This window comes from Streptomyces sp. NPDC007863, assembly GCF_040633895.1.
Taxonomy (GTDB): domain Bacteria; phylum Actinomycetota; class Actinomycetes; order Streptomycetales; family Streptomycetaceae; genus Streptomyces.
In genome coordinates, this window is the sequence record NZ_JBEYEI010000003.1 from 229,914 (window position 1) to 254,844 (window position 24,931).

37 protein-coding genes are annotated in these 24,931 nt (G+C 69.4%); 34 read left to right on the plus strand and 3 right to left on the minus strand.

The window, feature by feature from the left end:
* Positions 1-48: 48 nt before the first annotated feature.
* Positions 49-2,025 carry a PIG-L family deacetylase gene (locus ABZ621_RS06170; RefSeq protein ID WP_360601228.1) on the minus strand — a complete coding sequence of 659 codons (1,977 nt, stop codon included), beginning with the start codon at positions 2,023-2,025 and terminating at the stop codon, positions 49-51.
* A gap of 283 nt (positions 2,026-2,308) precedes the next feature.
* Between ABZ621_RS06170 and gdhA the strand changes: the two genes are divergently transcribed.
* The 3 genes from gdhA to ABZ621_RS06185 all read left to right on the plus strand — a co-directional run bounded on the left by gdhA (position 2,309) and on the right by ABZ621_RS06185 (position 5,474).
* A complete protein-coding gene (gene gdhA / locus ABZ621_RS06175; protein ID WP_360601230.1) occupies positions 2,309-3,688 on the plus strand; it encodes an NADP-specific glutamate dehydrogenase in 1,380 nt (459 codons plus the stop codon).
* Between the two features lie 125 nt (positions 3,689-3,813).
* A complete protein-coding gene (locus ABZ621_RS06180; protein ID WP_360601232.1) occupies positions 3,814-4,176 on the plus strand; it encodes a YciI family protein in 363 nt (120 codons plus the stop codon).
* A 68-nt stretch (positions 4,177-4,244) separates the two neighbouring features.
* Positions 4,245-5,474, plus strand: a complete 1,230-nt coding sequence (locus ABZ621_RS06185) for a DUF6596 domain-containing protein (protein WP_360601593.1) — start codon at positions 4,245-4,247, stop codon at positions 5,472-5,474.
* Here the strand turns inward: ABZ621_RS06185 and ABZ621_RS06190 are convergent.
* Positions 5,471-6,331 (minus strand): hypothetical protein, encoded by an 861-nt coding sequence (locus ABZ621_RS06190; protein ID WP_360601233.1) that lies wholly within the window; start codon positions 6,329-6,331, stop codon positions 5,471-5,473. The genes ABZ621_RS06185 and ABZ621_RS06190 overlap by 4 nt on opposite strands.
* Before the next feature lie 494 nt (positions 6,332-6,825).
* On the opposite strand from ABZ621_RS06190, the gene rpsJ reads away from it, so the two are divergent.
* From rpsJ to truA, 31 genes are all read left to right on the plus strand, one after another.
* On the plus strand, positions 6,826-7,134 hold the full coding sequence (gene rpsJ, locus ABZ621_RS06195) for a 30S ribosomal protein S10 (RefSeq protein ID WP_003948644.1): 309 nt from the start codon (positions 6,826-6,828) through the stop codon (positions 7,132-7,134).
* An 11-nt stretch (positions 7,135-7,145) separates the two neighbouring features.
* The gene (rplC, locus tag ABZ621_RS06200) at positions 7,146-7,790 is read left to right on the plus strand and encodes a 50S ribosomal protein L3 (RefSeq protein ID WP_189948240.1); all 645 of its coding nucleotides are present in this window, start codon (positions 7,146-7,148) and stop codon (positions 7,788-7,790) included.
* Between the two features lie 4 nt (positions 7,791-7,794).
* The gene (rplD, locus tag ABZ621_RS06205; protein WP_360601235.1) at positions 7,795-8,445 is read left to right on the plus strand and encodes a 50S ribosomal protein L4; all 651 of its coding nucleotides are present in this window, start codon (positions 7,795-7,797) and stop codon (positions 8,443-8,445) included.
* Positions 8,445-8,762 carry a 50S ribosomal protein L23 gene (gene rplW, locus ABZ621_RS06210; protein ID WP_030759382.1) on the plus strand — a complete coding sequence of 106 codons (318 nt, stop codon included), beginning with the start codon at positions 8,445-8,447 and terminating at the stop codon, positions 8,760-8,762. Before rplD ends, rplW begins: the two co-directional genes overlap by 1 nt.
* Positions 8,763-8,801: 39 nt before the next feature.
* The gene (gene rplB, locus ABZ621_RS06215) at positions 8,802-9,638 is read left to right on the plus strand and encodes a 50S ribosomal protein L2 (protein ID WP_132912402.1); all 837 of its coding nucleotides are present in this window, start codon (positions 8,802-8,804) and stop codon (positions 9,636-9,638) included.
* A gap of 12 nt (positions 9,639-9,650) precedes the next feature.
* Complete coding sequence (gene rpsS / locus ABZ621_RS06220; protein WP_030759378.1) at positions 9,651-9,932, plus strand: 30S ribosomal protein S19; 282 nt, start codon at positions 9,651-9,653, stop codon at positions 9,930-9,932.
* Positions 9,933-9,976: 44 nt separating this feature from the next.
* Positions 9,977-10,324, plus strand: coding sequence for a 50S ribosomal protein L22 (rplV, locus tag ABZ621_RS06225; protein ID WP_030359020.1), 348 nt, complete (start codon positions 9,977-9,979; stop codon positions 10,322-10,324).
* Entirely contained in the window at positions 10,324-11,154 is an 831-nt protein-coding gene (gene rpsC / locus ABZ621_RS06230; RefSeq protein ID WP_360601239.1) for a 30S ribosomal protein S3, read from the plus strand. The genes rplV and rpsC overlap by 1 nt, the downstream gene beginning before the upstream one ends.
* Before the next feature lie 5 nt (positions 11,155-11,159).
* Complete coding sequence (gene rplP / locus ABZ621_RS06235) at positions 11,160-11,579, plus strand: 50S ribosomal protein L16 (protein WP_030494257.1); 420 nt, start codon at positions 11,160-11,162, stop codon at positions 11,577-11,579.
* Positions 11,579-11,803 (plus strand): 50S ribosomal protein L29, encoded by a 225-nt coding sequence (gene rpmC, locus ABZ621_RS06240; RefSeq protein ID WP_030494258.1) that lies wholly within the window; start codon positions 11,579-11,581, stop codon positions 11,801-11,803. Before rplP ends, rpmC begins: the two co-directional genes overlap by 1 nt.
* The gene (gene rpsQ / locus ABZ621_RS06245) at positions 11,803-12,084 is read left to right on the plus strand and encodes a 30S ribosomal protein S17 (RefSeq protein ID WP_169088480.1); all 282 of its coding nucleotides are present in this window, start codon (positions 11,803-11,805) and stop codon (positions 12,082-12,084) included. Before rpmC ends, rpsQ begins: the two co-directional genes overlap by 1 nt.
* 101 nt (positions 12,085-12,185) lie before the next feature.
* The gene (rplN, locus tag ABZ621_RS06250; RefSeq protein ID WP_003956455.1) at positions 12,186-12,554 is read left to right on the plus strand and encodes a 50S ribosomal protein L14; all 369 of its coding nucleotides are present in this window, start codon (positions 12,186-12,188) and stop codon (positions 12,552-12,554) included.
* A 2-nt stretch (positions 12,555-12,556) separates the two neighbouring features.
* A complete protein-coding gene (gene rplX / locus ABZ621_RS06255) occupies positions 12,557-12,868 on the plus strand; it encodes a 50S ribosomal protein L24 (RefSeq protein ID WP_043230276.1) in 312 nt (103 codons plus the stop codon).
* Entirely contained in the window at positions 12,865-13,422 is a 558-nt protein-coding gene (gene rplE, locus ABZ621_RS06260) for a 50S ribosomal protein L5 (RefSeq protein WP_360309124.1), read from the plus strand. The genes rplX and rplE overlap by 4 nt, the downstream gene beginning before the upstream one ends.
* A 5-nt stretch (positions 13,423-13,427) precedes the next feature.
* Positions 13,428-13,613, plus strand: coding sequence for a type Z 30S ribosomal protein S14 (locus ABZ621_RS06265; protein ID WP_003956452.1), 186 nt, complete (start codon positions 13,428-13,430; stop codon positions 13,611-13,613).
* A 223-nt stretch (positions 13,614-13,836) separates the two neighbouring features.
* On the plus strand, positions 13,837-14,235 hold the full coding sequence (gene rpsH, locus ABZ621_RS06270) for a 30S ribosomal protein S8 (RefSeq protein ID WP_031012103.1): 399 nt from the start codon (positions 13,837-13,839) through the stop codon (positions 14,233-14,235).
* Between the two features lie 20 nt (positions 14,236-14,255).
* Positions 14,256-14,795 carry a 50S ribosomal protein L6 gene (rplF, locus tag ABZ621_RS06275; protein ID WP_360601241.1) on the plus strand — a complete coding sequence of 180 codons (540 nt, stop codon included), beginning with the start codon at positions 14,256-14,258 and terminating at the stop codon, positions 14,793-14,795.
* 3 nt (positions 14,796-14,798) lie between these two features.
* Positions 14,799-15,182 carry a 50S ribosomal protein L18 gene (rplR, locus tag ABZ621_RS06280; protein ID WP_030759358.1) on the plus strand — a complete coding sequence of 128 codons (384 nt, stop codon included), beginning with the start codon at positions 14,799-14,801 and terminating at the stop codon, positions 15,180-15,182.
* A gap of 45 nt (positions 15,183-15,227) precedes the next feature.
* Positions 15,228-15,833 (plus strand): 30S ribosomal protein S5, encoded by a 606-nt coding sequence (rpsE, locus tag ABZ621_RS06285; RefSeq protein WP_030201551.1) that lies wholly within the window; start codon positions 15,228-15,230, stop codon positions 15,831-15,833.
* Positions 15,833-16,015 (plus strand): 50S ribosomal protein L30, encoded by a 183-nt coding sequence (rpmD, locus tag ABZ621_RS06290; protein WP_005313525.1) that lies wholly within the window; start codon positions 15,833-15,835, stop codon positions 16,013-16,015. Before rpsE ends, rpmD begins: the two co-directional genes overlap by 1 nt.
* 2 nt (positions 16,016-16,017) lie before the next feature.
* Positions 16,018-16,473, plus strand: coding sequence for a 50S ribosomal protein L15 (gene rplO, locus ABZ621_RS06295; RefSeq protein ID WP_169088488.1), 456 nt, complete (start codon positions 16,018-16,020; stop codon positions 16,471-16,473).
* 216 nt (positions 16,474-16,689) lie between these two features.
* Positions 16,690-18,009, plus strand: a complete 1,320-nt coding sequence (secY, locus tag ABZ621_RS06300; protein WP_360601244.1) for a preprotein translocase subunit SecY — start codon at positions 16,690-16,692, stop codon at positions 18,007-18,009.
* Positions 18,009-18,656, plus strand: coding sequence for an adenylate kinase (locus tag ABZ621_RS06305; protein ID WP_360601246.1), 648 nt, complete (start codon positions 18,009-18,011; stop codon positions 18,654-18,656). Before secY ends, ABZ621_RS06305 begins: the two co-directional genes overlap by 1 nt.
* A 97-nt stretch (positions 18,657-18,753) precedes the next feature.
* Positions 18,754-19,605: a type I methionyl aminopeptidase gene (gene map, locus ABZ621_RS06310; protein WP_360601248.1), complete on the plus strand. Its 852-nt coding sequence runs from the start codon at positions 18,754-18,756 to the stop codon at positions 19,603-19,605.
* Positions 19,606-19,745: 140 nt separating this feature from the next.
* Positions 19,746-19,967 (plus strand): translation initiation factor IF-1, encoded by a 222-nt coding sequence (gene infA / locus ABZ621_RS06315; RefSeq protein WP_003956442.1) that lies wholly within the window; start codon positions 19,746-19,748, stop codon positions 19,965-19,967.
* Positions 19,968-20,030: 63 nt separating this feature from the next.
* Positions 20,031-20,144 carry a 50S ribosomal protein L36 gene (rpmJ, locus tag ABZ621_RS06320; protein ID WP_003956441.1) on the plus strand — a complete coding sequence of 38 codons (114 nt, stop codon included), beginning with the start codon at positions 20,031-20,033 and terminating at the stop codon, positions 20,142-20,144.
* Between the two features lie 191 nt (positions 20,145-20,335).
* Positions 20,336-20,716: a 30S ribosomal protein S13 gene (gene rpsM, locus ABZ621_RS06325; protein ID WP_015035595.1), complete on the plus strand. Its 381-nt coding sequence runs from the start codon at positions 20,336-20,338 to the stop codon at positions 20,714-20,716.
* A 66-nt stretch (positions 20,717-20,782) separates the two neighbouring features.
* Positions 20,783-21,187: a 30S ribosomal protein S11 gene (gene rpsK / locus ABZ621_RS06330; RefSeq protein ID WP_006376016.1), complete on the plus strand. Its 405-nt coding sequence runs from the start codon at positions 20,783-20,785 to the stop codon at positions 21,185-21,187.
* Between the two features lie 123 nt (positions 21,188-21,310).
* Positions 21,311-22,333 carry a DNA-directed RNA polymerase subunit alpha gene (locus tag ABZ621_RS06335; protein WP_004946635.1) on the plus strand — a complete coding sequence of 341 codons (1,023 nt, stop codon included), beginning with the start codon at positions 21,311-21,313 and terminating at the stop codon, positions 22,331-22,333.
* A 149-nt stretch (positions 22,334-22,482) separates the two neighbouring features.
* Positions 22,483-22,953, plus strand: coding sequence for a 50S ribosomal protein L17 (gene rplQ, locus ABZ621_RS06340; protein WP_031012120.1), 471 nt, complete (start codon positions 22,483-22,485; stop codon positions 22,951-22,953).
* 82 nt (positions 22,954-23,035) lie between these two features.
* Positions 23,036-23,893, plus strand: a complete 858-nt coding sequence (gene truA / locus ABZ621_RS06345) for a tRNA pseudouridine(38-40) synthase TruA (RefSeq protein ID WP_360601250.1) — start codon at positions 23,036-23,038, stop codon at positions 23,891-23,893.
* Positions 23,894-23,912: 19 nt separating this feature from the next.
* Here the strand turns inward: truA and ABZ621_RS06350 are convergent, their stop codons facing one another.
* Complete coding sequence (locus ABZ621_RS06350; protein WP_360601252.1) at positions 23,913-24,926, minus strand: hypothetical protein; 1,014 nt, start codon at positions 24,924-24,926, stop codon at positions 23,913-23,915.
* Positions 24,927-24,931: the final 5 nt, after the last annotated feature.

The window sequence follows — 24,931 nt, forward strand, 5'->3', positions numbered from 1 at the left end:
GGCCCCGCACCGGAAGGTGCGGGGCCTTCTCGCGTTCCCGGCCGCCTCCTACGGCCGCCAGGACCAGGGCCGGCCGTCCGGGCCGAGCCCCACCACCGCCACCCCGTCGGCGCCCGTGTGCAGCGCCGCCGCCACCGCCGCCGGCCCCTCCGTCCGGATCCGCAGCCGCCCGCCGGCCCGCACGCACACCCGGCCCTCGGCGTCCGTGCCGAGCAGCACCGTGCCGAGTGCCGCCGAGCGCGCCGCCCGCACCTCCCCGAAGCCGTCCAGGCCCGCGTCCCCGCCGTCCGGGCCGAGCAGCCGCGCCGAGGCCGGCGCCCGGTGGTAGAGCCCGCCTCCCGCGCTCGCCACCGTCGAACCCGACAGCGGCAGCGCGCCCGGCGCCTCCCGGCCGTCCACCCAGTGGCGTACGGACTCCCGCCCCGGCGCGTACACGTGCGTCCGCCCCGCCGCGTCCGTCGAGACGGCGAGACCGTCCTGCACCACCGCGTCCCCCGGCAGCGCCCGCCACGGGCCCCAGCCGCCGTCCGGTTCGCGGACCCGCTCGGCGACGCCCCGCGCCGCGTTCCGCACGTACAGCCGCACCCGGCCGTCCGGAGCCGTCACCGCCACCGGCACGCCGAGCCGGCGGCTGCGCTCCGCCCCCAGGTCCGGGGTGCCGAGGCCGCGCCACGCGAGGAACGGGCCGCCGGGGGAGCGCTGCTCCAGGAGGACCACCTCCCGCCGGTTGGGGCCGCCGTACCCCTCCAGGGCCGCGAACCGCACCCCGACGAGCAGCACCCGCCCGTCCGGCAGCACCGCCGCGCCGAGGCCCGGGGCCAGCGGGCCGCCGCCCAGGTCCTCGGGACCGCTCCACACCCCCGGAGCGGACTCCCGCCACCGCACCGCGCGCAGCCCGAGGACCCCGTACGCGGCGAGCCGCCCGTCCGGCTCGGCGGCGAGCGCGAGACCGGGGCCCGGCCAGCGGCGGTGGGTGGAGCGGACCCAGCCCTTGCGGCTGGTCAGCGGCCGCCCGCCGCCGACGCCGTAGTCGCCGCACCCCGAGGGGTTCCCGCACGCCCAGGACGGATCGCCGCCGTACGGCACCAGACGGGCCGCCTTCCCCGCCAGCACCCCGGGCGGCAGGTTCTTCGGCCAGTGGCGGTTGTAGTAGCCGCGGAAGGCGGCCACCGAGAAGAGCGGGACCGGCGCCCCGGCCCGCACCTCCTCCGCCACCCAGCGCACCAGCGCCGACCAGGCGAAACAGGCCGCCGCCGTGTGGTCCCCGTGATCCGAGTAGCCCGGCTGCTCGGAGTCCCGGAGGCGGACCGCCTCGGGGCTCGGCTGGACGTCCGGGTCCGGGTCGAGGGTGTGCACCACGGTGGGCCGGTAGCGGCGCAGCAGCCCGGTCAGCGCCGTGACCAGGCCCTCGTGGTCGTACGTCCCCGGGCGCGGGACCGGCGAGCCCGCCGAGCGGTGCGCGGACAGCTCCAGGGCCCGGTCCCCCCACAGCGCCGACAGCGCCAGGTACCGGCGCGGGGTGTGCATCGGCAGGTCGAGGTGGATCAGCTCGACCCGGCGCCCGCCGTGCGCGAGCACCGCCCGCTCGGCCGTCCGGCCGCCGCCGAGGGCCAGCGCCTCCCGCCGCCACGGCGTGAACAGCGGCAGGCCGAGGGCCGCCGCGTAGCTCTGCCGCAGGCCCTGGCGGCGGGCTGAGGAGTAGGCGGCCCGGTCCGGCGGCGTCCCCGGCATGCCCGTGACGCGGTTGACGCCGTTGTGCTCGCCGGCCGTCACGTAGACGGAGACCAGCGGCACCCCGGCGTCGAGCAGCCGCTGCGCGTCCGGGTTCATGAAGTACAGGTCGTCGTCCGGGTGTGCCACGACCTGCATCAGCAGCGCGCGGCGCGGCTCCCCGCCGGCGAAGGGCTTGCCCGGTGCGGGGTCGGCGGCCGGGGAGGCGCGGCGCGGGGCCGGTACGGAGCAGCCCGTGGCGAGCGCCGTGGTCACGGCGGCGGCCAGGAGCGTACGGCGGGACGGTCGGTGCACGGCGGATGGCCCTTCCCCAAGGTCGGTCCCTGGCTAGACGGCCGGTGCCGGGCCGGGGTTGCCCGCCCCCGGGTGGTGCCGCCGGGGCCCGTGGGCGTCTCGCATCCCGGACGGACCGGAATGCTTACTGGTGCGTGCATTCACATCGATGTAACACTGCGCCCGGCGGCGGTCCCACCAGGTGCGGGGGCGCGCGAGGACGCCGCCCGTCAACGCTCGGCAACGGCGCCGAGCTCCGCACCGCTTCCCTGGCGCGTACCGCCGTGCCAGAAGGGGGTACTCCGTGCCGTCCCGTCCCACCGCCGAGACCACCGCCGCCGGCGCCCGCTCCGCGCTCGACGCCCTGCGCGCCGAGATCGAGCACCGCAACCCGGCGCAGCCCGAGTTCCACCAGGCCGTCCACGAGGTCCTCGACAGCCTCGCGCCGGTGCTCGCCGCGCGCCCCGAGTACGCCGAGCCCGGGCTCCTGGAGCGGCTCGTCGAGCCCGAGCGGCAGATCGTCTTCCGGGTCCCGTGGCAGGACGACCGGGGCCGCGTGCGGGTCAACCGCGGCTTCCGCGTCGAGTTCAACAGCGCCCTCGGCCCCTACAAGGGCGGCCTGCGCTTCCACCCCTCGGTGAACCTCGGCATCGTGAAGTTCCTCGGCTTCGAGCAGATCTTCAAGAACGCGCTGACCGGCCTCGGCATCGGCGGCGGCAAGGGCGGCAGCGACTTCGATCCGCACGGCCGCTCGGACGCGGAGGTCATGCGCTTCTGCCAGTCGTTCATGACCGAGCTGTACCGCCACCTCGGCGAGCACACCGACGTCCCCGCGGGCGACATCGGCGTCGGCGGCCGGGAGATCGGCTACCTCTTCGGCCAGTACCGCCGCATCACCAACCGCTGGGAGGCCGGCGTCCTCACCGGCAAGGGCACCGGCTGGGGCGGCTCCGCGATCCGGCCGGAGGCCACGGGGTACGGCAGCGTCCTCTTCGCCGCGGCGATGCTGCGCGAGCGCGGAGAGGACCTGGAGGGCCGGACCGCGGTCGTCTCCGGCTCCGGCAACGTCGCCCTGTACACGATCGAGAAGCTCCTCGCGCTCGGCGCGAACCCGGTGACCTGCTCCGACTCCGGCGGGTACGTCTACGACGACAAGGGCATCGACCTGGCCCTGCTGAAGCAGATCAAGGAGGTCGAGCGCGGCCGGGTCGCCGACTACGCCGAGCGGCGCGGCGCCTCCGCCCGCTACGTGCCGGGCGGCCGCGTCTGGGAGGTCCCCGCGGACGTGGCCCTCCCCTCCGCCACCCAGAACGAACTCGACGAGACCGACGCGGCGACCCTCGTCCGCAACGGCGTCAAGGCCGTCGCCGAGGGCGCCAACATGCCCACCACCGCCGAGGCCGTCCACCTCCTCCAGCAGGCCGGCGTCGCCTTCGGCCCCGGCAAGGCGGCCAACGCGGGCGGGGTCGCGGTCAGCGCCCTGGAGATGGCCCAGAACCACTCCCGTACGTCCTGGTCCGCGGCCCGCGTCGAGGAGGAGCTGGCGGGCGTCATGACGGACATCCACCGCACGTGCGTCGAGACCGCCGACCGGTACGGCACCCCCGGCGACTACGTCACGGGCGCCAACATCGCGGGCTTCGAGCGGGTCGCGGACGCGATGCTCGCGCAGGGCGTGATCTGACGCGCGCGCCGGGAGGTACCTTCTTCCGAAGATCCCTCCCGGCGATGTCGAGACCGTCGCGGCGGCTCCGACCATAGGGTGACAGCGCGCCGCAGGGGCGCGCGGGGACGGGGAGGACACCCGGGATGAAGTACGTCGCGATGATCTACGGCAACCAGGCCAAGTGGGACGCCTTCCCGGCCGAGGCCTGGCCCGAGGCGATCGCCCGCCAGGAGGCCTTCAACCGCCGGTACCGCGAGACCGGCGAACTCCTCGGCGCCTACGGCCTCGCCGACGCGGCCGCCGCGATGCTGGTACGCCGCGAGTCCGGCACCCCCACCGTCACCGACGGCCCCTACCTGGAGACCAAGGAGTACCTGGCCAGCTTCTACCTCCTCGACTGCGACTCCCTGGAACGCGCCCAGGCGATCGCCGCCGACATGCCCTTCGCGGACACCGACCCGGTCGAACTCTGGCCGGTCCTCCACGAGTCCACGGCGGACATGTGAGCCCCCACCCCGACCCCCCGGCCCCCGACGCCCCCACGCCCGGCGACCGGCCCGCGGGCGGCGACCGGGTGCGGGTCGAGGAGGTGTTGCGGGCGTGTGCCCCGGGGGTGCTCGGGGTGCTGGTGCGGCGGCACGGGGACTTCTACGGCTGTGAGGACGCCGTGCAGGAGGCGCTGATCGCGGCGGCGCGGCAGTGGCCGGAGCAGGGAGTGCCCGAGCGGCCGGCGTCCTGGCTGCTCACCGTCGCCCACCGCAAGTACGTCGACCAGGTGCGCAGCGAGGCCGCCCGCCGGCGGCGCGAGGACACCGTGGCCCTGGCCACCCCGGCGGCGGAGCTGCTCGCGCCCGCCGCCGACGAGGCGGGGGAGGGGGCAGCGGACGACTCGCTCGCGCTGCTCTTCCTCTGCTGCCACCGGGACCTGTCGCCGCCCAGCCGGATCGCGCTCACCCTGCGCGCGGTCGGCGGCCTCACCACCGCGCAGATCGCCGCCGCGTTCCTGGTGCCGGAGGCGACGATGGCGCAGCGGATCAGCCGCGCCAAGCAGACCGTCCGCGCCGCGGGCGACGCGCTCGCGCTGCCCGAGGGCGAGGACCGCACCGCCCGCCTCGCCGAGGTCCGGCACGTGCTCTACCTCGTCTTCAACGAGGGGTACACGGCGAGCGCCGGCGAGGAGCTGACCGCGCCCGGACTCTCCACCGAGGCGATCCGCCTCGCCCGCCTGCTGCACCGGCTCGTCCCGGACGACACCGAGACCGCCGGCCTGCTGTCCCTGATGCTGCTCACGGACGCCCGCCGCCCCGCCCGTACGGGTCCGCACGGCGAGCTCGTCCCGCTGGCCGAGCAGGACCGCACCCGCTGGGACGCGGCCCTGGTCGCGGAGGGCGTCGCCCTGATCAGCCGCACCCTTCCGCGCGGCCGGGTGGGCCCGTACCAGCTCCAGGCGGCGATCGCGGCCGTCCACGACGAGGCGGAGTCCGCGGACGCGACCGACTGGCCGCAGATCCTCGCCCTGTACGACCTCCTGGAGCACGCGGCCCCGAACCCCATGGTCACCTTGAACCGGGCCGTCGCCGTCGCCATGGTCCAGGGCCCCGAGGCCGGGCTCGCCCTCCTCGGCACCCTCGCCGCCGACAAGCGCCTCGCCCGCCACCACCGGCTCCTCGCCACCCGGGCCCACCTGCTGGAGCTGACGGGGGACCGGGCCGCGGCGGCGGAGTCGTACCGCGAGGCGGCCCGCCGCACCACCAGCGCCCCGGAGCGCCGGCACCTGACGGAGCGCGCCCGGCGGCTCGGCTAGTCGAACAGCTCCGTGGCCGTGGTGGCCGTGACCGCACGGTCGAGGAGGCGGTCGAGTTCGTCGGGGTCGGTCACGGCGGTGACCCGCTCGGCGACGGCCTCGGGGACGTCGATCCCGCGTGCGCGCAGGAAGCGGAGCACGGCCTCGGCCTTGCCCCTGGCCAGGCCCTCGGCCTGGCCTTCCAGGAAGGTCTCCTCGACGAGCGTGCCCCGCCCGGGGAAGAAGCTGCCCACGTGCCGCATCAGGTGCCTCCAGGTGTTCCTGGCCGGGGTGTCGCCCAGCCCGATCTCCAGCAGTTCCGAGTAGTACGCGGCCGAGTCGGGCTCGGCCGTCGCGAGGGCCTGCGCCAGGGCTTCCAGCCTCGTGGGGGCGTCCTGGTCGCGGGCGTGGGCCATGGCGGAGAAGGCCGCCATGGCGAGGTTCCGCCCGGCCTCCTCGGGGTCGGTGATGACGGGCACGTTGTCGGGCCCGAGGACGAGGGGGTGCGTCCGCAGCGCCGTCCAGCCGTCGATGCCGGTCAGGAAGGGGCCGGCGGCCCATCGGGCGGTCGCCCGGTCCTGACAGATGACAAGCAGTACGGCGGGGATGGCGTACGTGGCGCTCAGGTAGGCGAGGTAGTGCGTCCAGCTCGACGCCTTGTCGGGGTCCCGTCGCCCCTGTGCCTCGATCGCGAGCAGGAAGCCGGGCCCTTCGGAGGGGCTGATCCGCAGCACGCTGTCGACCTGGGGAGAAGGCGTCAGCACCTCGACCGCGGCCTTCGGCGGCAGCCGTAGCCCCAGCACCCGGAAGACGGGCGCCAGCAGCTCCGGGCGGTCCTGGAAGATCCGGTGGGACGCTTCGTGGGAGGAAGTGACCATGGGGCGCAACGTACGACCGCCCGCGCGGCACGGAATATGCCTTCGGGATATGACCACCCCGGAGGGTGAAGTCGGCGCGTTCGGCACCCCGCGCGCCCCCTGCGTGTACCCATACGTGACGTGGGGTACAGTCTTGGACCCCGATTGGCGGCCCGCAGGGGCCGTATGGCAGACTAGCGGGGTTGCTCGGTTGAGTGCCGATGCTGCGCGCCTCCCGTCGGGAGGACCGGAAGCGAGTCCCACAGTACTCGTCGCCCCTTCTCAGGAGCGGACGTACGGGAATCTTCCGGGAAGTGTCAGCGGGGTACCAGCCAGGCGCCCGGTGGGTGTTCACCCCCGTTCCGCGGTCTTCGGCCCGCACCCCCTTGGTTGGGAAATCCTTCGGGACTTCTTCGTAGAGGGAGTGCGACACGCCCGACCGCGTGGGTCGGAGGAGAACGGTGATCCGGCGGGCTCCAGAGCGTTTAACGACAAGACAGGACTACGGAGTAGCCATGGCGGGACAGAAGATCCGCATCCGGCTCAAGGCCTACGACCACGAGGTCATCGACTCCTCGGCGAAGAAGATCGTCGAGACGGTGACCCGCACTGGTGCGTCGGTCGCGGGCCCGGTGCCGCTGCCCACTGAGAAGAACGTGTACTGCGTCATCAAGTCGCCGCACAAGTACAAGGACTCGCGCGAGCACTTCGAGATGCGCACGCACAAGCGCCTCATCGACATCCTCGACCCCACGCCGAAGACGGTTGACTCGCTCATGCGTCTCGACCTCCCGGCCGGTGTCGACATCGAGATCAAGCTCTGAGGGCGCGCGAGATGGCTAAGAACATCAAGGGCATCCTGGGCGAGAAGCTCGGCATGACGCAGGTCTGGGACGAGAACAACCGGGTCGTCCCGGTGACCGTCGTCAAGGCCGGCCCCAATGTCGTGACCCAGGTGCGTACGAACGACGTCGACGGCTACGAGTCGGTCCAGATCGCCTTCGGCGAGATCGACCCGCGCAAGGTGAACAAGCCCCTCAAGGGCCACTTCGCCAAGGCCGACGTCACCCCGCGCCGTCACCTCGTCGAGATCCGTACCGCTGACGCCAGCGAGTACACCCTCGGCCAGGAGATCACCGCCGAGGTCTTCGAGGCGGGCATCAAGGTCGACGTGACCGGCAAGAGCAAGGGCAAGGGCTTCGCCGGTGTCATGAAGCGCCACAACTTCCGTGGTGGCAAGGCCTCCCACGGTGCCCACCGCGTGCACCGCAAGCCCGGTTCGATCGGTGGCTGCGCCACCCCGGGCCGTGTCTTCAAGGGCATGCGCATGGCCGGCCGCATGGGCAACGAGCGCGTGACCACCCAGAACCTGACCGTTCACGCCGTTGACGCGGAGAAGGGCCTGCTCCTGATCAAGGGTGCGGTTCCTGGTCCGAACGGCGGCCTCGTCCTGGTCCGCACCGCGGCCAAGGGGGCCTGAGGATATGAGCACCATTGACATTCTGTCGCCCTCCGGCGACAAGACCGGGACCGTCGAGCTCCCGGCCGAGATCTTCGACGCCAAGGTCAGCGTCCCGCTGATCCACCAGGTCGTCGTCGCGCAGCTTGCGGCTGCCCGCCAGGGCACCCACAAGACCAAGACGCGTGGCGAGGTCCGCGGTGGTGGCAAGAAGCCGTACCGTCAGAAGGGCACCGGCCGCGCCCGTCAGGGTTCGACCCGCGCCCCGCAGTTCGCCGGTGGTGGCGTCGTGCACGGTCCCGTGCCGCGTGACTACTCGCAGCGGACCCCGAAGAAGATGAAGGCCGCCGCCCTCCGCGGTGCCCTCTCCGACCGGGCGAACCACTCCCGCATCCACGTCGTCACCGGCGTGGTCGAGGGTGGCATCTCCACCAAGGCCGCCAAGACGCTGTTCGGCAAGATCTCGGAGCGCAAGAACCTGCTCCTGGTCGTCGAGCGCTCGGACGAGGCCGCGTGGCTGTCCGCCCGCAACCTGCCCCAGGTGCACATCCTGGAGCCGGGCCAGCTGAACACGTACGACGTGATGCGATCCGACGACGTGGTCTTCACCCAGGCCGCCCTCGAGTCCTTCGTGTCTGGCCCCAAGGCCGACGACAACGAGGGGAACGAAGCCTGATGGCCGAGATCACCAGCAAGACCTTCACGGACCCGCGCGACGTCCTCGTCAAGCCGGTTGTCTCCGAGAAGAGCTACGCCCTGCTCGACGAGAACAAGTACACGTTCATCGTCGCGCCCGGCTCCAACAAGACCCAGATCAAGCAGGCCGTCGAGGCGGTCTTCTCGGTCAAGGTCACCGGGGTCAACACGATCAACCGTCAGGGCAAGCGCAAGCGCACCCGCACCGGTTTCGGCAAGCGCGCCAACACCAAGCGCGCCATCGTGACCCTTGCTGAGGGCAACCGAATCGACATCTTCGGCGGCCCGACCGCCTGACGGCGGTCGAGTCGTCCGATATCGGACGAGGACTGAGAAATGGGTATCCGCAAGTACAAGCCGACTACGCCGGGCCGTCGTGGCTCCTCCGTAGCCGACTTCGTCGAGATCACGCGGTCCACGCCGGAGAAGTCGCTGGTCCGCCCCCTGCACAGCAAGGGCGGCCGTAACAACACCGGTCGTGTGACCGTCCGTCACCAGGGCGGTGGCCACAAGCGCGCCTACCGCGTGATCGACTTCCGTCGTCACGACAAGGACGGCGTGCCGGCCAAGGTCGCTCACATCGAGTACGACCCCAACCGCACCGCTCGCATCGCGCTGCTGCACTACGCGGACGGCGAGAAGCGCTACATCATCGCCCCGCGCGGCCTCGCGCAGGGTGACCGGGTGGAGAACGGCCCCACGGCCGACATCAAGCCCGGCAACAACCTGGCCCTCCGCAACATCCCGGTCGGTACCACGATCCACGCGATCGAGCTCCGTCCCGGCGGTGGCGCCAAGTTCGCCCGCTCCGCGGGTGCCTCCGTGCAGCTGCTGGCGAAGGAGGGCACCATGGCCCACCTCCGCATGCCGTCCGGCGAGATCCGTCTTGTCGACGCCCGCTGCCGCGCCACGATCGGCGAGGTCGGCAACGCCGAGCAGTCGAACATCAACTGGGGCAAGGCCGGCCGTAAGCGCTGGCTGGGCGTCCGCCCGACCGTTCGCGGTGTGGCGATGAACCCGGTTGACCACCCGCACGGTGGTGGTGAGGGCAAGACCTCCGGTGGTCGCCACCCGGTCTCCCCGTGGGGTCAGAAGGAGGGTCGTACTCGTTCGCCGAAGAAGGCTTCGAACAAGTACATCGTCCGCCGCCGCAAGACGAACAAGAAGCGCTAGGAGCGGGTTTAGATGCCGCGCAGTCTCAAGAAGGGACCCTTCGTCGACGGCCACCTCATCAAGAAGGTGGACGCTCAGAACGAGGCCGGTACCAAGAACGTCATCAAGACCTGGTCCCGTCGCTCCATGATCATCCCGGCGATGCTCGGGCACACGATCGCGGTGCACAACGGCAAGACCCACGTCCCGGTGTTCGTCACCGAGTCGATGGTCGGGCACAAGCTCGGCGAGTTCTCGCCGACGCGCACCTTCCGGGGTCACGTCAAGGAAGACCGGAAGTCGAAGCGCCGCTAGCAGCGGATCGCATTCAGACACGTAAGTAACTGAGAGGGACAACCATGGAAGCCAGGGCCCAGGCGCGGTACATCCGCGTTACGCCCATGAAGGCCCGCCGCGTGGTGGACCTTATCCGTGGCATGGATGCCACGGAGGCTCAGGCTGTTCTGCGATTCGCCCCGCAGGCAGCCTCCGTGCCGGTCGGCAAGGTGCTCGACAGCGCCATTGCCAACGCCGCGCACAACTACGACCACACGGACGCCTCTTCGCTGTTCATCAGCGAGGCGTTCGTCGACGAGGGTCCGACCCTGAAGCGGTTCCGTCCGCGTGCCCAGGGCCGTGCCTACCGGATCCGCAAGCGGACCAGCCACATCACCGTGGTCGTCAGCAGCAAGGAAGGAACCCGGTAATGGGCCAGAAGGTTAACCCGCATGGGTTCCGGCTCGGCATCACCACGGACTTCAAGTCCCGCTGGTACGCCGACAAGCTGTACAAGGACTACGTCAAGGAAGACGTCGCCATCCGTCGGATGCTGACGTCCGGCATGGAGCGCGCCGGCATCTCGAAGGTTGAGATCGAGCGCACCCGCGACCGCGTCCGCGTGGACATCCACACCGCTCGCCCGGGCATTGTCATCGGTCGCCGTGGCGCCGAGGCCGACAAGATCCGCGGCCAGCTGGAGAAGCTGACCGGCAAGCAGGTCCAGCTGAACATCCTCGAGGTCAAGAACCCCGAGGTCGACGCTCAGCTCGTGGCCCAGGCCGTCGCCGAGCAGCTCTCCTCCCGCGTCTCCTTCCGTCGGGCCATGCGCAAGAGCATGCAGTCCGCCATGAAGGCCGGCGCCAAGGGCATCAAGATCCAGTGTGGTGGCCGTCTCGGCGGCGCCGAGATGTCCCGCTCGGAGTTCTACCGCGAGGGCCGTGTGCCGCTGCACACGCTCCGCGCGAACGTCGAGTACGGCTTCTTCGAGGCCAAGACGACCTTCGGCCGCATCGGCGTGAAGGTCTGGATCTACAAGGGCGACGTCAAGAACATCGCCGAGGTCCGCGCCGAGAACGCCGCCGCCCGCGCCGGCAACCGTCCGGCCCGTGGCGGTGCTGACCGCCCGGCCGGCCGCGGTGGCCGCGGTGGCGAGCGTGGCGGTCGCGGTCGCAAGCCGCAGCAGGCTCCCGCTGCCGAGGCCCCCAAGGCCGACGCCGCTGCCGCTCCGGCTGCCGAGAGCACCGGAACGGAGGCCTGACCGAAATGCTGATCCCCCGTAGGGTCAAGCACCGCAAGCAGCACCACCCCAAGCGCAACGGCATGTCCAAGGGTGGCACGCAGGTTGCGTTCGGCGAGTACGGCATTCAGGCCCTCACCCCGGCCTACGTGACCAACCGCCAGATCGAGGCCGCGCGTATCGCGATGACCCGCCACATCAAGCGTGGCGGCAAGGTCTGGATCAACATTTACCCGGACCGCCCGCTCACGAAGAAGCCTGCCGAGACCCGCATGGGTTCCGGTAAGGGTTCTCCGGAGTGGTGGATCGCGAACGTCAAGCCCGGTCGGGTGATGTTCGAGCTGTCCTACCCGAACGAGAAGATCGCGCGTGAGGCTCTGACTCGTGCGGCTCACAAGCTGCCGATGAAGTGCAAGATCGTTAAGCGCGAGGCAGGTGAGCTGTGATGTCGGCCGGTACCAAGGCGTCCGAGCTGCGCGAGCTGGGCAACGAGGAGCTTGTGGCCAAGCTCCGCGAGGCCAAGGAAGAGCTGTTCAACCTCCGCTTCCAGGCGGCGACGGGTCAGCTCGAGAACCACGGCCGTCTTCGGGCGGTCCGTAAGGACATCGCCCGGATCTACACCCTCATGCGAGAGCGTGAGCTCGGCATTGAGACGGTGGAGAACGCCTGATGAGCGAGAACAACGTGACTGAGAAGACCGAGCGCAACGCTCGCAAGGTCCGCGAGGGCCTGGTCGTCAGCGACAAGATGGACAAGACCGTCGTCGTCGCCGTCGAGGACCGCGTGAAGCACGCGCTGTACGGCAAGGTCATCCGCCGTACGAACAAGCTCAAGGCTCACGACGAGCAGAACGCTGCCGGCATCGGCGACCGCGTCCTCCTGATGGAGACCCGGAAGCTGTCGTCGACGAAGCACTGGCGCGTCGTCGAGATCCTCGAGAAGGCCAAGTAATCCCTCCTAGGGGGACCCCCTAGGAACAGTTCCGCCAGGCTCGGCGGGGGCCGCTGACCAGCGGCCCCCGCCGGGAACCGGCAGACAATCAGGAGATAGACGTGATCCAGCAGGAGTCGCGACTTCGCGTCGCCGACAACACTGGTGCCAAGGAGATCCTTTGCATCCGTGTTCTCGGTGGTTCGGGTCGCCGCTACGCGGGCATCGGTGACGTCATCGTCGCCACCGTCAAGGACGCGATCCCCGGTGGCAACGTGAAGAAGGGTGACGTCGTCAAGGCGGTCATCGTTCGCACCGTCAAGGAGCGTCGTCGTCAGGACGGCTCGTACATCCGCTTCGACGAGAACGCCGCCGTCATTCTGAAGAACGACGGCGACCCTCGCGGCACCCGTATCTTCGGCCCGGTGGGCCGTGAGCTGCGCGAGAAGAAGTTCATGAAGATCATCTCGCTCGCGCCGGAGGTGCTGTAAGCATGAAGATCAAGAAGGGCGACCTGGTCCAGGTCATCACCGGTAAGGACAAGGGCAAGCAGGGCAAGGTCATCGCGGCCTACCCCGCCGACTCCCGCGTCCTGGTCGAGGGTGTCAACCGGGTCAAGAAGCACACGAAGGCCGGCCCCAACCAGGCCGGCGGCATCGTGACCACCGAGGCGCCGGTCCACGTCTCCAACGTCCAGCTGGTCGTGGAGAAGGACGGCAAGAAGGTCGTCACGCGTGTCGGTTTCCGCTTCGACGACGAGGGCAACAAGATCCGCGTTGCCAAGCGGACGGGTGAGGACATCTGATGGCTACCACCACTCCGCGTCTCAAGACGAAGTACCGCGAGGAGATCGCGGGCAAGCTGCGTGACGAGTTCTCCTACGAGAACGTCATGCAGATCCCCGGCCTCGTGAAGATCGTGGTCAACATGGGTGTCGGCGACGCCGCCCGTGACTCGAAGCTGATCGAGGGCGCCATCCGCGACCTCACCACGATCACCGGTCAGAAGCCGGCCGTCACCAAGGCCCGCAAGTCCATCGCGCAGTTCAAGCTCCGCGAGGGCCAGCCGATCGGTGCCCACGTCACCCTCCGTGGCGACCGCATGTGGGAGTTCCTGGACCGCACCCTGTCGCTCGCGCTGCCGCGCATCCGCGACTTCCGCGGCCTGTCCCCGAAGCAGTTCGACGGCCGGGGCAACTACACCTTCGGTCTCACGGAGCAGGTCATGTTCCACGAGATCGACCAGGACAAGATCGACCGTACCCGGGGTATGGACATCACCGTGGTCACCACGGCGACCAACGACGACGAGGGCCGCGCGCTTCTCCGTCACCTCGGCTTCCCGTTCAAGGAGGCGTAAGCGAGATGGCGAAGAAGGCTCTCATCGCGAAGGCTGCCCGCAAGCCCAAGTTCGGTGTGCGTGCGTACACGCGCTGCCAGCGCTGCGGCCGTCCCCACTCCGTGTACCGCAAGTTCGGCCTCTGCCGCGTGTGCCTTCGTGAGATGGCTCACCGTGGCGAGCTGCCGGGCGTGACCAAGAGCTCCTGGTAATTCCCCCTCGCCCATTGGGCGTTGGTGAATGACCGGAGTCTCTCGGTAGGCATTGGGATGGCGGACTCCCACCCTCACATGGCTTAGGCTAGTGGGGTTGGGCGTCCGCCGCCCTTACGACTTACTACGCCGTAGGTCCACCGCACCGCACCCGCCCCGTCTCGGATCGGGGAGAGGGATGGTGCACCAGGAAACCCCGGCGAGAGAGGCCGAAGGCCAATTCATGACCATGACTGATCCGATCGCAGACATGCTCACGCGTCTGCGTAACGCGAACTCGGCGTACCACGACACCGTGACGATGCCGCACAGCAAGATCAAGTCGCACATCGCGGAAATCCTCCAGCAGGAGGGCTTCATCACCGGCTGGAAGGTCGAGGACGCCGAGGTCGGCAAGAACCTCGTCATCGACCTCAAGTTCGGTCCGAACCGTGAGCGCTCCATCGCGGGCATCAAGCGGATCTCGAAGCCGGGCCTCCGGGTTTACGCGAAGTCCACCAACCTGCCGAAGGTTCTCGGCGGCCTGGGCGTGGCGATCATCTCCACGTCCCACGGTCTCCTGACCGGCCAGCAGGCGCAGAAGAAGGGCGTGGGTGGGGAAGTCCTCGCCTACGTCTGGTAGTCGGGAACGGAGGAATAGCAATGTCGCGAATCGGCAAGCTCCCCATCACGGTTCCCGCCGGCGTGGACGTCACCATCGAGGGCCGCACGGTCACGGTGAAGGGTTCCAAGGGCACCCTGACCCACACCGTCGCCGCGCCGATCGAGATCGTTAAGGGCGAGGACGGCGTTCTGAACGTCACCCGTCCGAACGACGAGCGTCAGAACAAGGCCCTCCACGGCCTGTCCCGCACGCTGGTGGCCAACATGATCACCGGTGTGACCACGGGGTACGTCAAGGCGCTCGAGATCAGCGGTGTCGGTTACCGCGTGGCCGCGAAGGGCTCCGGTCTGGAGTTCCAGCTCGGCTACAGCCACCCGATCCTGATCGAGGCCCCCGAGGGCATCTCGTTCAAGGTCGAGTCCCCGACCAAGTTCTCGGTCGAGGGCATCGACAAGCAGAAGGTCGGCGAGGTCGCGGCGAACATCCGCAAGCTGCGGAAGCCCGACCCGTACAAGGCCAAGGGCGTCAAGTACGCCGGCGAGGTCATCCGCCGCAAGGTCGGAAAGGCTGGTAAGTAAGCCATGGCATACGGTGTCAAGATCGCCAAGGGCGACGCTTACAAGCGCGCCGCGAAGGCGCGCCGTCACCTGCGCATCCGTAAGAACGTGTCGGGTACGGCGGAGCGTCCGCGCCTCGTCGTGACGCGTTCGAACCGCGGTATCACCGCGCAGGTCATCGACGACCTCAAGGGTCACACCGTCGCGTCGGCGTCCCACCTGGACGCTTCGATCCGCGGTGGCGAGGGCTCCAAGTCCTCGCAGGCCCAGCAGGTCGGCGCCCTGGTCGCCGAGCGCGCCAAGGCCGCCGGTGTCGAGGCCGTCGTGTTCGACCGTGGTGGCAACAGGTACGCCGGGCGCATTGCCGCTCTGGCTGACGCCGCCCGCGAAGCCGGGCTGAAGTTCTAAGCCCCGGTTCCGGGACTAACGGACGTAACAGAGAGAGGTAATCCAATGGCTGGACCCCAGCGCCGCGGCAGCGGTGCCGGTGGCGGCGAGCGGCGGGACCGGAAGGGCCGCGACGGTGGCGCTGCCGCCGCCGAGAAGACCGCGTACGTTGAGCGCGTAGTCGCGATCAACCGCGTCGCCAAGGTTGTCAAGGGTGGTCGTCGCTTCAGCTTCACCGCGCTCGTCGTGGTGGGTGACGGTGACGGCACCGTGGGTGTCGGTTACGGCAAGGCCAAGGAGGTGCCGGCCGCCATCGCCAAGGGTGTTGAGGAGGCCAAGAAGCACTTCTTCAAGGTCCCCCGTATCCAGGGCACCATCCCCCACCCGATCCAGGGCGAGAAGGCTGCGGGCGTCGTCCTGCTCAAGCCGGCTTCCCCCGGTACCGGTGTTATCGCCGGTGGCCCGGTGCGCGCCGTTCTCGAGTGCGCCGGCGTTCACGACATCCTGTCGAAGTCGCTCGGCTCCGACAACGCGATCAACATCGTGCACGCGACCGTGGAGGCCCTGAAGGGCCTGCAGCGTCCCGAGGAGATCGCGGCTCGCCGTGGTCTGCCGCTCGAGGACGTCGCCCCCGCGGCTCTGCTTCGTGCGCGTGCGGGAGCGGGTGCGTAATGGCTCGCCTCAAGATCACGCAGACGAAGTCGTACATCGGCAGCAAGCAGAACCACCGCGACACGCTGCGTTCGCTCGGGCTCAAGCGCCTGAACGACGTGGTCGTCAAGGAGGACCGCCCCGAGTTCCGCGGCATGGTGCACACCGTCCGCCACCTCGTGACGGTTGAGGAGGTCGACTGATCATGGCGGAGAACAACCCGCTCAAGATCCACAACCTCCGTCCCGCCCCGGGCGCCAAGACCGCCAAGACCCGTGTGGGTCGTGGTGAGGCGTCGAAGGGTAAGACGGCCGGTCGTGGTACCAAGGGCACCAAGGCGCGTTACCAGGTTCCGGAGCGCTTCGAGGGTGGCCAGATGCCCCTCCACATGCGTCTCCCGAAGCTCAAGGGCTTCAAGAACCCGTTCCGCACCGAGTACCAGGTCGTGAACCTGGACAAGCTGGCCGCGCTCTACCCGCAGGGTGGCGAGGTCACGGTGGCCGATCTGGTCGCCAAGGGTGCCGTTCGTAAGAACCAGCTCGTCAAGGTCCTGGGCCAGGGCGAGGTCTCCGTGGCGCTGCAGGTGACGGTCGACGCCGTCTCCGGCTCCGCCAAGGAGAAGATCGCCGCCGCCGGCGGCACCGTCACCGAGCTCGTCTGAGACGACTCGATGGCCTGAACATCCGACCGGGGATGCCTCCCAAAAGGGGCATCCCCGGTTGGTCGTTCCTAGGGGGGCATGGTCGCCGGTAAGGTGGCGTGCACCGTCCATGCTCATGCGGTATAGACCGCAGGGGCCGGGACTGATCCACCCAGTCATTGTCGAATCACAAAACCGTCACCTCTGACGCATAGCGCGGGGGTCGCAGGAGGCACCGTGCTCACCGGCTTCGCCCGGGCGTTCAAGACGCCCGACCTGCGCAAGAAGCTGCTCTTCACGCTGGCGATCATCGTGCTGTACCGCCTCGGGGCCCACATCCCCGTCCCCGGCGTCAGCTACGAGGCCGTCCAGATGTGCGTGGACCAGGCGAGCGAAGGCAACAACAGCCTGTTCGGCCTGGTGAACATGTTCAGTGGCGGCGCACTGCTGCAGATCACCATCTTCGCGCTCGGCATCATGCCGTACATCACGGCGAGCATCATCCTGCAGCTGCTCACCGTCGTGATCCCGCGTCTCGAAGCCCTCAAGAAGGAGGGCCAGAGCGGTACGGCGAAGATCACGCAGTACACCCGCTACCTGACGATCGCGCTCGCGATCCTCCAGGGCACGGGCCTCGTGGCCACCGCCAAGAGCGGCGCCCTCTTCAGCGGCTGCAACGTCGCCGACCAGGTCGTCCCGGACCCGTCGATCTTCACCATCGCCACCATGGTCATCACCATGACCGCGGGCACCGCCATCGTCATGTGGCTCGGTGAGCTCATCACCGACCGCGGCATCGGCAACGGCATGTCGATCCTGATGTTCATCTCGATCGCCGCCGGCTTCCCGGGCGCCCTGTGGGCCATCAAGGAGAGCGGCAAGCTCGCCCAGGGCTGGATCGAGTTCGGCACCGTCATCCTCATCGGCTTCGTGATGGTGGCCCTCGTGGTCTTCGTCGAGCAGGCGCAGCGCCGGATCCCGGTGCAGTACGCGAAGCGCATGATCGGCCGCAGGTCGTACGGCGGTACGTCCACTTACATCCCGTTGAAGGTGAACCAGGCAGGTGTGATTCCTGTCATCTTCGCCTCGTCGCTGCTCTACATCCCGGCGCTGATCGCGCAGTTCTCCAGCTCCACCGCGGGCTGGAAGACCTGGATCGAAGCCCACTTCGTCAAGGGTGACCACCCCTACTACATCGCGACGTACTTCCTCCTGATCGTGTTCTTCGCCTTCTTCTACGTGGCGATCTCGTTCAACCCCGAGGAAGTCGCGGACAACATGAAGAAGTATGGTGGCTTCATCCCGGGTATCCGGGCTGGTCGACCTACTGCCGAGTACCTGAGCTACGTGCTCAACCGGATCACTTGGCCGGGCTCGCTGTACTTGGGTCTGATCGCTCTTGTGCCGACGATGGCGTTGGCAGGCTTCGGCGGTGCCAATGCCAACTTCCCCTTCGGTGGGACGAGCATCCTCATCATCGTGGGTGTGGGGCTGGAGACCGTGAAGCAGATCGAGAGCCAGCTCCAGCAGCGCAATTACGAAGGGTTCCTCCGCTGATGCGAATCGTCCTCGTCGGACCGCCCGGGGCCGGCAAGGGAACGCAGGCTGCGTTCCTTGCCAAGAACCTGGCCATTCCCCACATCTCCACGGGTGACCTGTTCCGTGCCAACATCTCGCAGGGCACGGAGCTGGGCCTGAAGGCGAAGGGTTACATGGACCGGGGCGAGCTCGTCCCGGACGAGGTGACCATCGGGATGGCCCAGGACCGCATGCAGCAGGCGGACGCCGCGAACGGCTTCCTGCTCGACGGTTTCCCGCGCAACGTGGCTCAGGCCGAGGCCCTGGATGTCGCCCTCAAGGCGGACGGCATGCAGCTGGACGCGGTTCTGGACCTCGAGGTCCCCGAGGACGAGGTCGTGAAGCGGATCGCGGGTCGCCGCATCTGCCGCAACGACTCCTCGCACGTCTTCCACGTCGAGTACAACGCCCCCAAGACCGAGGGCGTCTGCGACACCTGCGGTGGCGAGCTCTACCAGCGCGCGGACGACTCCGAGGAGACCGTCCGCACCCGCCTGGAGGTCTACCACACGCAGACCGAGCCGATCATCGACTACTACCGGGCGCAGAACCTGGTCGTGACGATCTCGGCGCTCGGCAAGGTGGACGAGGTCACGGCGCGCGCGATGGGCGCGCTGAAGAAGTAACCCCACGCTCACGCGGTACGGCCGCGGTGCCCCTGACGGGCGCCGCGGCCGTATCGTTGTTCTGTTCCCCGTATTCGATGGAAAGGCCCCGCCGACGATGGTGCAGATCAAGACCCCGGAGCAGATCGCGAAGATGCGTGAGGCGGGGCTGGTCGTCGCCGCCATCCACGCGGCGACGCGCGAGGCGGCCGTGCCGGGCGCCACGACGAAGGACCTGGACGAGGTCGCCCGCAAGGTCATCGCCGACCACGGGGCGAAGTCGAACTTCCTCGGGTACGGCGGTTTCCCCGCGACCATCTGCACGTCGGTCAACGAGGTCGTGGTCCACGGCATCCCCGACGAGAAGACCGTCCTCAAGGACGGCGACATCATCTCGATCGACGCCGGCGCGATCGTCGACGGCTGGCACGGCGACGCGGCGTACACCGCCTTCGTCGGCACCGGTCACGCCCCGGAGCTGATCGAGCTCTCCCGGGTGACCGAGGAGTCGATGTGGGCCGGCATCGCGGCGATGCGGGTGGGCGGGCGCCTGGTCGACATCTCGAAGGCGATCGAGTCGTACATCAAGCGCCAGCCGCGGCCGGCCGTGGGCGACCACAGCCTCGGGAAGTACGGCATCGTCGAGGACTACGGCGGCCACGGCATCGGCACCGAGATGCACATGGACCCGCACCTGCTGAACTACGTCTCCCGCAAGCGTGGCAAGGGCCCGAAGCTGGTCCCCGGCCTGTGCCTGGCGATCGAGCCGATGGTCTCCCTCGGCACCCCGCACACGGAGGTCCTGGCGGACGACTGGACGGTCGTCTCCACCGACGGCACCTGGTCCTCCCACTGGGAGCACAGCGTCGCCCTCACCGAGGAGGGCCCCCTGGTCCTGACCGCCGTCGACGGCGGCAAGGCCAAGCTGGCGGAAATGGGCGTCACGGCGGCGCCGGACCCGCTGGCGTAACGATCTTCAGCGCTGGGCAGACTCCCCGGATTCGTCTTTTCCAGGGGCCTGGCGTAGACTGATGCGTCGGCTCTCGTGTACCCGTGTGTCCGCACCGGGGAGTGAGAGTCGATCAAGGTAGCCGATTCGAAGGGCGAAGCGTGGCCAAGAAGCAAGGTGCCATCGAAATCGAGGGCACCGTGATCGAGTCCCTGCCGAACGCCATGTTCAAGGTGGAGCTCCAGAACGGTCACAAGGTCCTCGCGCACATCTCCGGCAAGATGCGGATGCACTACATCCGAATCCTCCCGGACGACCGGGTCGTCGTGGAGCTGTCTCCGTACGACCTGACGCGTGGCCGGATCGTCTACCGGTACAAGTAGATCTTGCCCGCACCCCGCCTCCGCGCGCGGGTGGTGGCACTGACCCGGAGAACCTCACATCCCATGAAGGTCAAGCCGAGCGTCAAGAAGATCTGCGACAAGTGCAAGGTGATCCGCCGTCACGGCCGGGTCATGGTCATCTGCGACAACCTGCGCCACAAGCAGCGCCAGGGCTGACGCACGCCGACCGAACCTGCACCTTCGCAGTTCTTCGCGCGACGCATAGCAATACGTACATACGCAGAGCCCGTCCGGTCGTGATCCACGGCTGACGGCACCTCCGGCGGGGGCCGGGGACCCGATCTGTACCTCATACGGCAGCCGGGAACGGTTCTGCAGCAGACCCCCGAGAACACAGGAGCCATTGAATGGCACGCGTTTCCGGTGTTGACATCCCGCGCGAAAAGCGTGTGGTGGTCGCACTCACCTACGTCTTCGGCATCGGGCGTACCCGGTCCGAGGAGATCCTCGCCGCCACCGGCGTGAACCCGTCCACCCGTGTCCGCGACCTTGCCGAGGAAGACCTCGTCAAGATCCGCGAGTACGTGGACGCCAACCTCCAGACCGAGGGTGACCTCCGCCGCGAGATCGCCGCCGACATCCGCCGCAAGGTCGAGATCGGCTGCTACCAGGGCCTCCGCCACCGTCGTGGCCTGCCCGTCCGCGGCCAGCGCACCAGCACGAACGCTCGTACCCGCAAGGGCCCGCGTCGCGCCATCGCCGGCAAGAAGAAGCCGGGCAAGAAGTAGTCCTCAGCGGACGCTTGACCAAGCGGTCTTCGCTGTAGGACCGACCACCTCCCGTAGGAGTAAGAGATGCCCCCCAAGGGTCGTCAGGGCGCTGCCAAGAAGGTGCGCCGCAAGGAAAAGAAGAACGTCGCTCACGGCCACGCGCACATCAAGAGCACGTTCAACAACACGATCGTCTCGATCACGGACCCCGCGGGCAACGTGATCTCCTGGGCCTCCGCCGGCCACGTCGGCTTCAAGGGCTCGCGCAAGTCCACCCCCTTCGCCGCGCAGATGGCCGCCGAGTCGGCCGCCCGCCGCGCGCAGGAGCACGGCATGCGCAAGGTCGACGTCTTCGTCAAGGGTCCCGGCTCCGGCCGTGAGACCGCGATCCGCTCCCTCCAGGCCACCGGCCTCGAGGTCGGCTCGATCCAGGACGTCACCCCCACGCCGCACAACGGCTGCCGTCCCCCCAAGCGCCGCCGCGTCTGACGCACAGGCTGCTTGAGCAGGACTTTCGGGCGGTGCGTCCCCTTCTCCGGGGCCGTACCGCCCGTACCCTTGTAGTACCCGAGGGCGTCAAATAGTGGGCGCCCACGACTGAAGGATTCACACATGCTTATCGCTCAGCGTCCGTCGCTGACCGAAGAGGTCGTCGACGAGTTCCGCTCCCGGTTCGTCATCGAGCCGCTGGAGCCGGGCTTCGGCTACACCCTCGGCAACTCGCTCCGCCGCACCCTCCTCTCCTCGATCCCGGGCGCCGCTGTCACCAGCATCCGGATCGACGGCGTCCTGCACGAGTTCACCACCGTGCCGGGTGTCAAGGAGGACGTCACCGACCTCATCCTCAACATCAAGCAGCTGGTCGTCTCCTCGGAGCACGACGAGCCGGTCGTGATGTACCTGCGCAAGCAGGGCCCGGGTCTGGTCACCGCCGCCGACATCGCGCCCCCGGCCGGTGTCGAGGTGCACAACCCCGACCTCGTCCTGGCGACCCTGAACGCCAAGGGCAAGCTGGAGATGGAGCTGACCGTCGAGCGCGGTCGCGGCTACGTCTCCGCCGTCCAGAACAAGCAGGTGGGCCAGGAGATCGGCCGTATCCCGGTCGACTCCATCTACTCGCCGGTTCTCAAGGTCACCTACAAGGTCGAGGCGACCCGAGTCGAGCAGCGCACCGACTTCGACAAGCTCATCGTCGACGTCGAGACCAAGCAGGCCATGCGCCCGCGCGACGCCATGGCGTCCGCCGGCAAGACCCTGGTCGAGCTGTTCGGTCTCGCCCGCGAGCTGAACATCGACGCCGAGGGCATCGACATGGGCCCGTCCCCGACGGACGCCGCCCTGGCCGCCGACCTCGCGCTGCCGATCGAGGAGCTGGAGCTCACGGTCCGCTCCTACAACTGCCTCAAGCGTGAGGGCATCCACTCCGTGGGTGAGCTCGTGGCGCGCTCCGAGGCCGACCTGCTCGACATCCGCAACTTCGGTGCGAAGTCGATCGACGAGGTCAAGGCGAAGCTGGCCGGCATGGGCCTGGCCCTCAAGGACAGCCCGCCCGGATTCGACCCGACCGCCGCCGCCGACGCCTTCGGCGCCGACGACGACGCGGACGCCGGGTTCGTCGAGACCGAGCAGTACTGACGGTCACGTTCTTGCTGCGGGTCCGCTTCGGCTGATCGCGCAGTTCCCCGCGCCCCTGACGGGGCGCGGGGTCTCCGACGGGCACTCGCCCGCTCGGACACTGACACCGGTACCTCATACGGCCGGTGCAGATCACAAGGAGAAACACCATGCCGCGTCCCGCGAAGGGTGCCCGCCTCGGCGGTTCCGCCGCTCACGAGAAGCTGCTCCTCGCCAACCTGGCGAAGTCGCTGTTCGAGCACGGCCGCATCACGACGACCGAGGCCAAGGCCCGCCGTCTGCGTCCCGTCGCCGAGCGCCTGATCACCAAGGCGAAGAAGGGCGACATCCACAACCGTCGCCTGGTGCTGCAGACGATCACCGACAAGGGCATCGTCCACACCCTCTTCACCGAGATCGCCCCGCGCTACTCGGAGCGTCCGGGTGGTTACACCCGTATCACCAAGATCGGCAACCGTCGTGGCGACAACGCCCCGATGGCCGTGATCGAGCTGGTCGAGGGCGAGATCGCCAAGAAGGCGACCGTCGCCGAGGCCGAGGCCGCCACCAAGCGCGCCGTCAAGGAGGCCGACGAGGCCGCCGCCGTCGAGGCGACCGAGGACGAGGCGAAGGACGCGTAAGCGTTCCCGCGACGTTTCTCGCGGACGGGCCCGTACCCCCTGGGGTGCGGGCCCGTTCCCGTGTGTCTGAGAGGATTTTCTGGTGAGTGATGACGTGCAGCCCGGGTTCGTACGGGTACGGCTCGACCTTTCGTACGACGGCCGGGACTTCTCCGGGTGGGCCAAGCAGGCCCGCGGGCAGCGGACCGTGCAGGGCGAGATCGAGGACGCGCTGAAGACCGTGACGCGGTCCCCGGAGACGTTCGAGCTGACCGTCGCCGGCCGGACCGACGCCGGGGTGCACGCGCGCGGCCAGGTCGCGCACGTGGACCTGCCGGAGGGGCTGTGGCAGGAGCACCGCGAGAAGCTGCTGCGGCGGCTCGCGGGGCGGCTCCCGCACGACGTCCGGGTGTGGAGCGTCACCGAGGCCCCCGACGGCTTCAACGCCCGCTTCTCGGCGATCTGGCGGCGGTACGCCTACCGGGTCACCGACCACCCCGGCGGCGTCGACCCGCTGCTGCGCGGGCACGTCCTGTGGCACGACTGGACGCTCGACATGGACGCCATGAACGAGGCCGCGGCCGCGCTCATCGGCGAGCACGACTTCGCCGCGTACTGCAAGAAGCGCGAGGGCGCGACCACCATCCGCACGCTCCAGGAGCTGCGCTGGGAGCGGCGGCCCGACGGGATCATGGAGGCCACGGTCAAGGCCGACGCCTTCTGCCACAACATGGTCCGCTCGCTGGTCGGCGCGCTGCTCTTCGTCGGCGACGGGCACCGGCCGGTGGAGTGGCCGGGGAAGGTGCTGGCCGCCGGCGTGCGGGACTCCGCCGTCCACGTCGTACGCCCGCACGGGCTCACCCTCGAAGAGGTCGGCTACCCGGCCGACGACCAGCTGGCCGCGCGCAGCCGCGAGGCCCGCAACAAGCGGACCCTGCCGGGCGTCGCCGGCTGCTGCTGAGGCGCGCCGGAGCGGCCCGCTAGCGCGGCGGGGCCGAGGCGGCGGCCGCCGCCTTCGCCTGGCTCTTGCCGCGGGCGTAGATCTGGTTGAAGACGAAGGTGCCGAGGTCGTCGCTGGCCTGGAAGACCGGCTTGTCCTTGGTGGTGACCTTCTTGCCGTTCGCGAAGCCGGCCTGGGTGAAGTAGGCGTAGCGGCCGACCGAGTTGGCGCGGCGCAGGCAGACGGTGGCGTGGCAGAAGGTGCCGACGCCCTTGCCGGCGAGCGGCGCGATGCCGCCGGTGGCCTGCTTCTTCGCGGCCAGGGCCGCCTTCTCGGAGGGGAAGACGGCCACGCCGACGGTGATCGCCACGCCGTCCTTGACATAGGTGGCGCGCAGCACGCGCTCGCAGCCGTTCTTCTGCAGTACCGAGCCGAGCCCGCCCACGGTGACCGAGGCGCAGTTCTTCGTCGCCGAGGTCGCGCCCTTCTTGTACGGGCGGCCGAACATGGTCAGCTTGGTGCCCGGGTAGAGGCCCTCGGCGGTCAGCGGCGCCGTGTCCTTCTTCGGGTCGGTGATGTAGTCCTTCGGGTCCGGCGGGGGCGGCGGGGCCACGGAGGAGAAGGTCGGCGCGGGGGTCGGGGAGACCGTCGCGGTGACGGTGCCCGTGGGAGTCGGGCCGCCGTTCTTGGCCTCGTCGTTCTTCTTGTTCGTGGCGACGACGGCGGTCGCGACGAGGGCGCCGACGGCGAGCGTGGCGACGACGCCGCCGGCGATCAGCAGCCTGCGCTTGCGGCGGCCGCCGGCCTCGGAGGCGGCCGCGAGGGCGCCCCAGTCAGGGGTGCCGTCGCCGTGCCCGCCCTGTCCGCCCTGTCCGCCCGCGAAGGGGTCCTGCGGCGGCGGGTAGCCGTACCCGTGCTGCGGTGGCTGCTGCTGTCCGTACGGCGGTCCCGGCTGCTGCGGGTACCCGTACCCCTGCGGCTGTCCGTACCCCTGCTGCCCCTGCTGCCCCTGCTGCTGCGGCTCCTGCGGCCACTGCGGTCCCCCAAAGCTCATGCCGC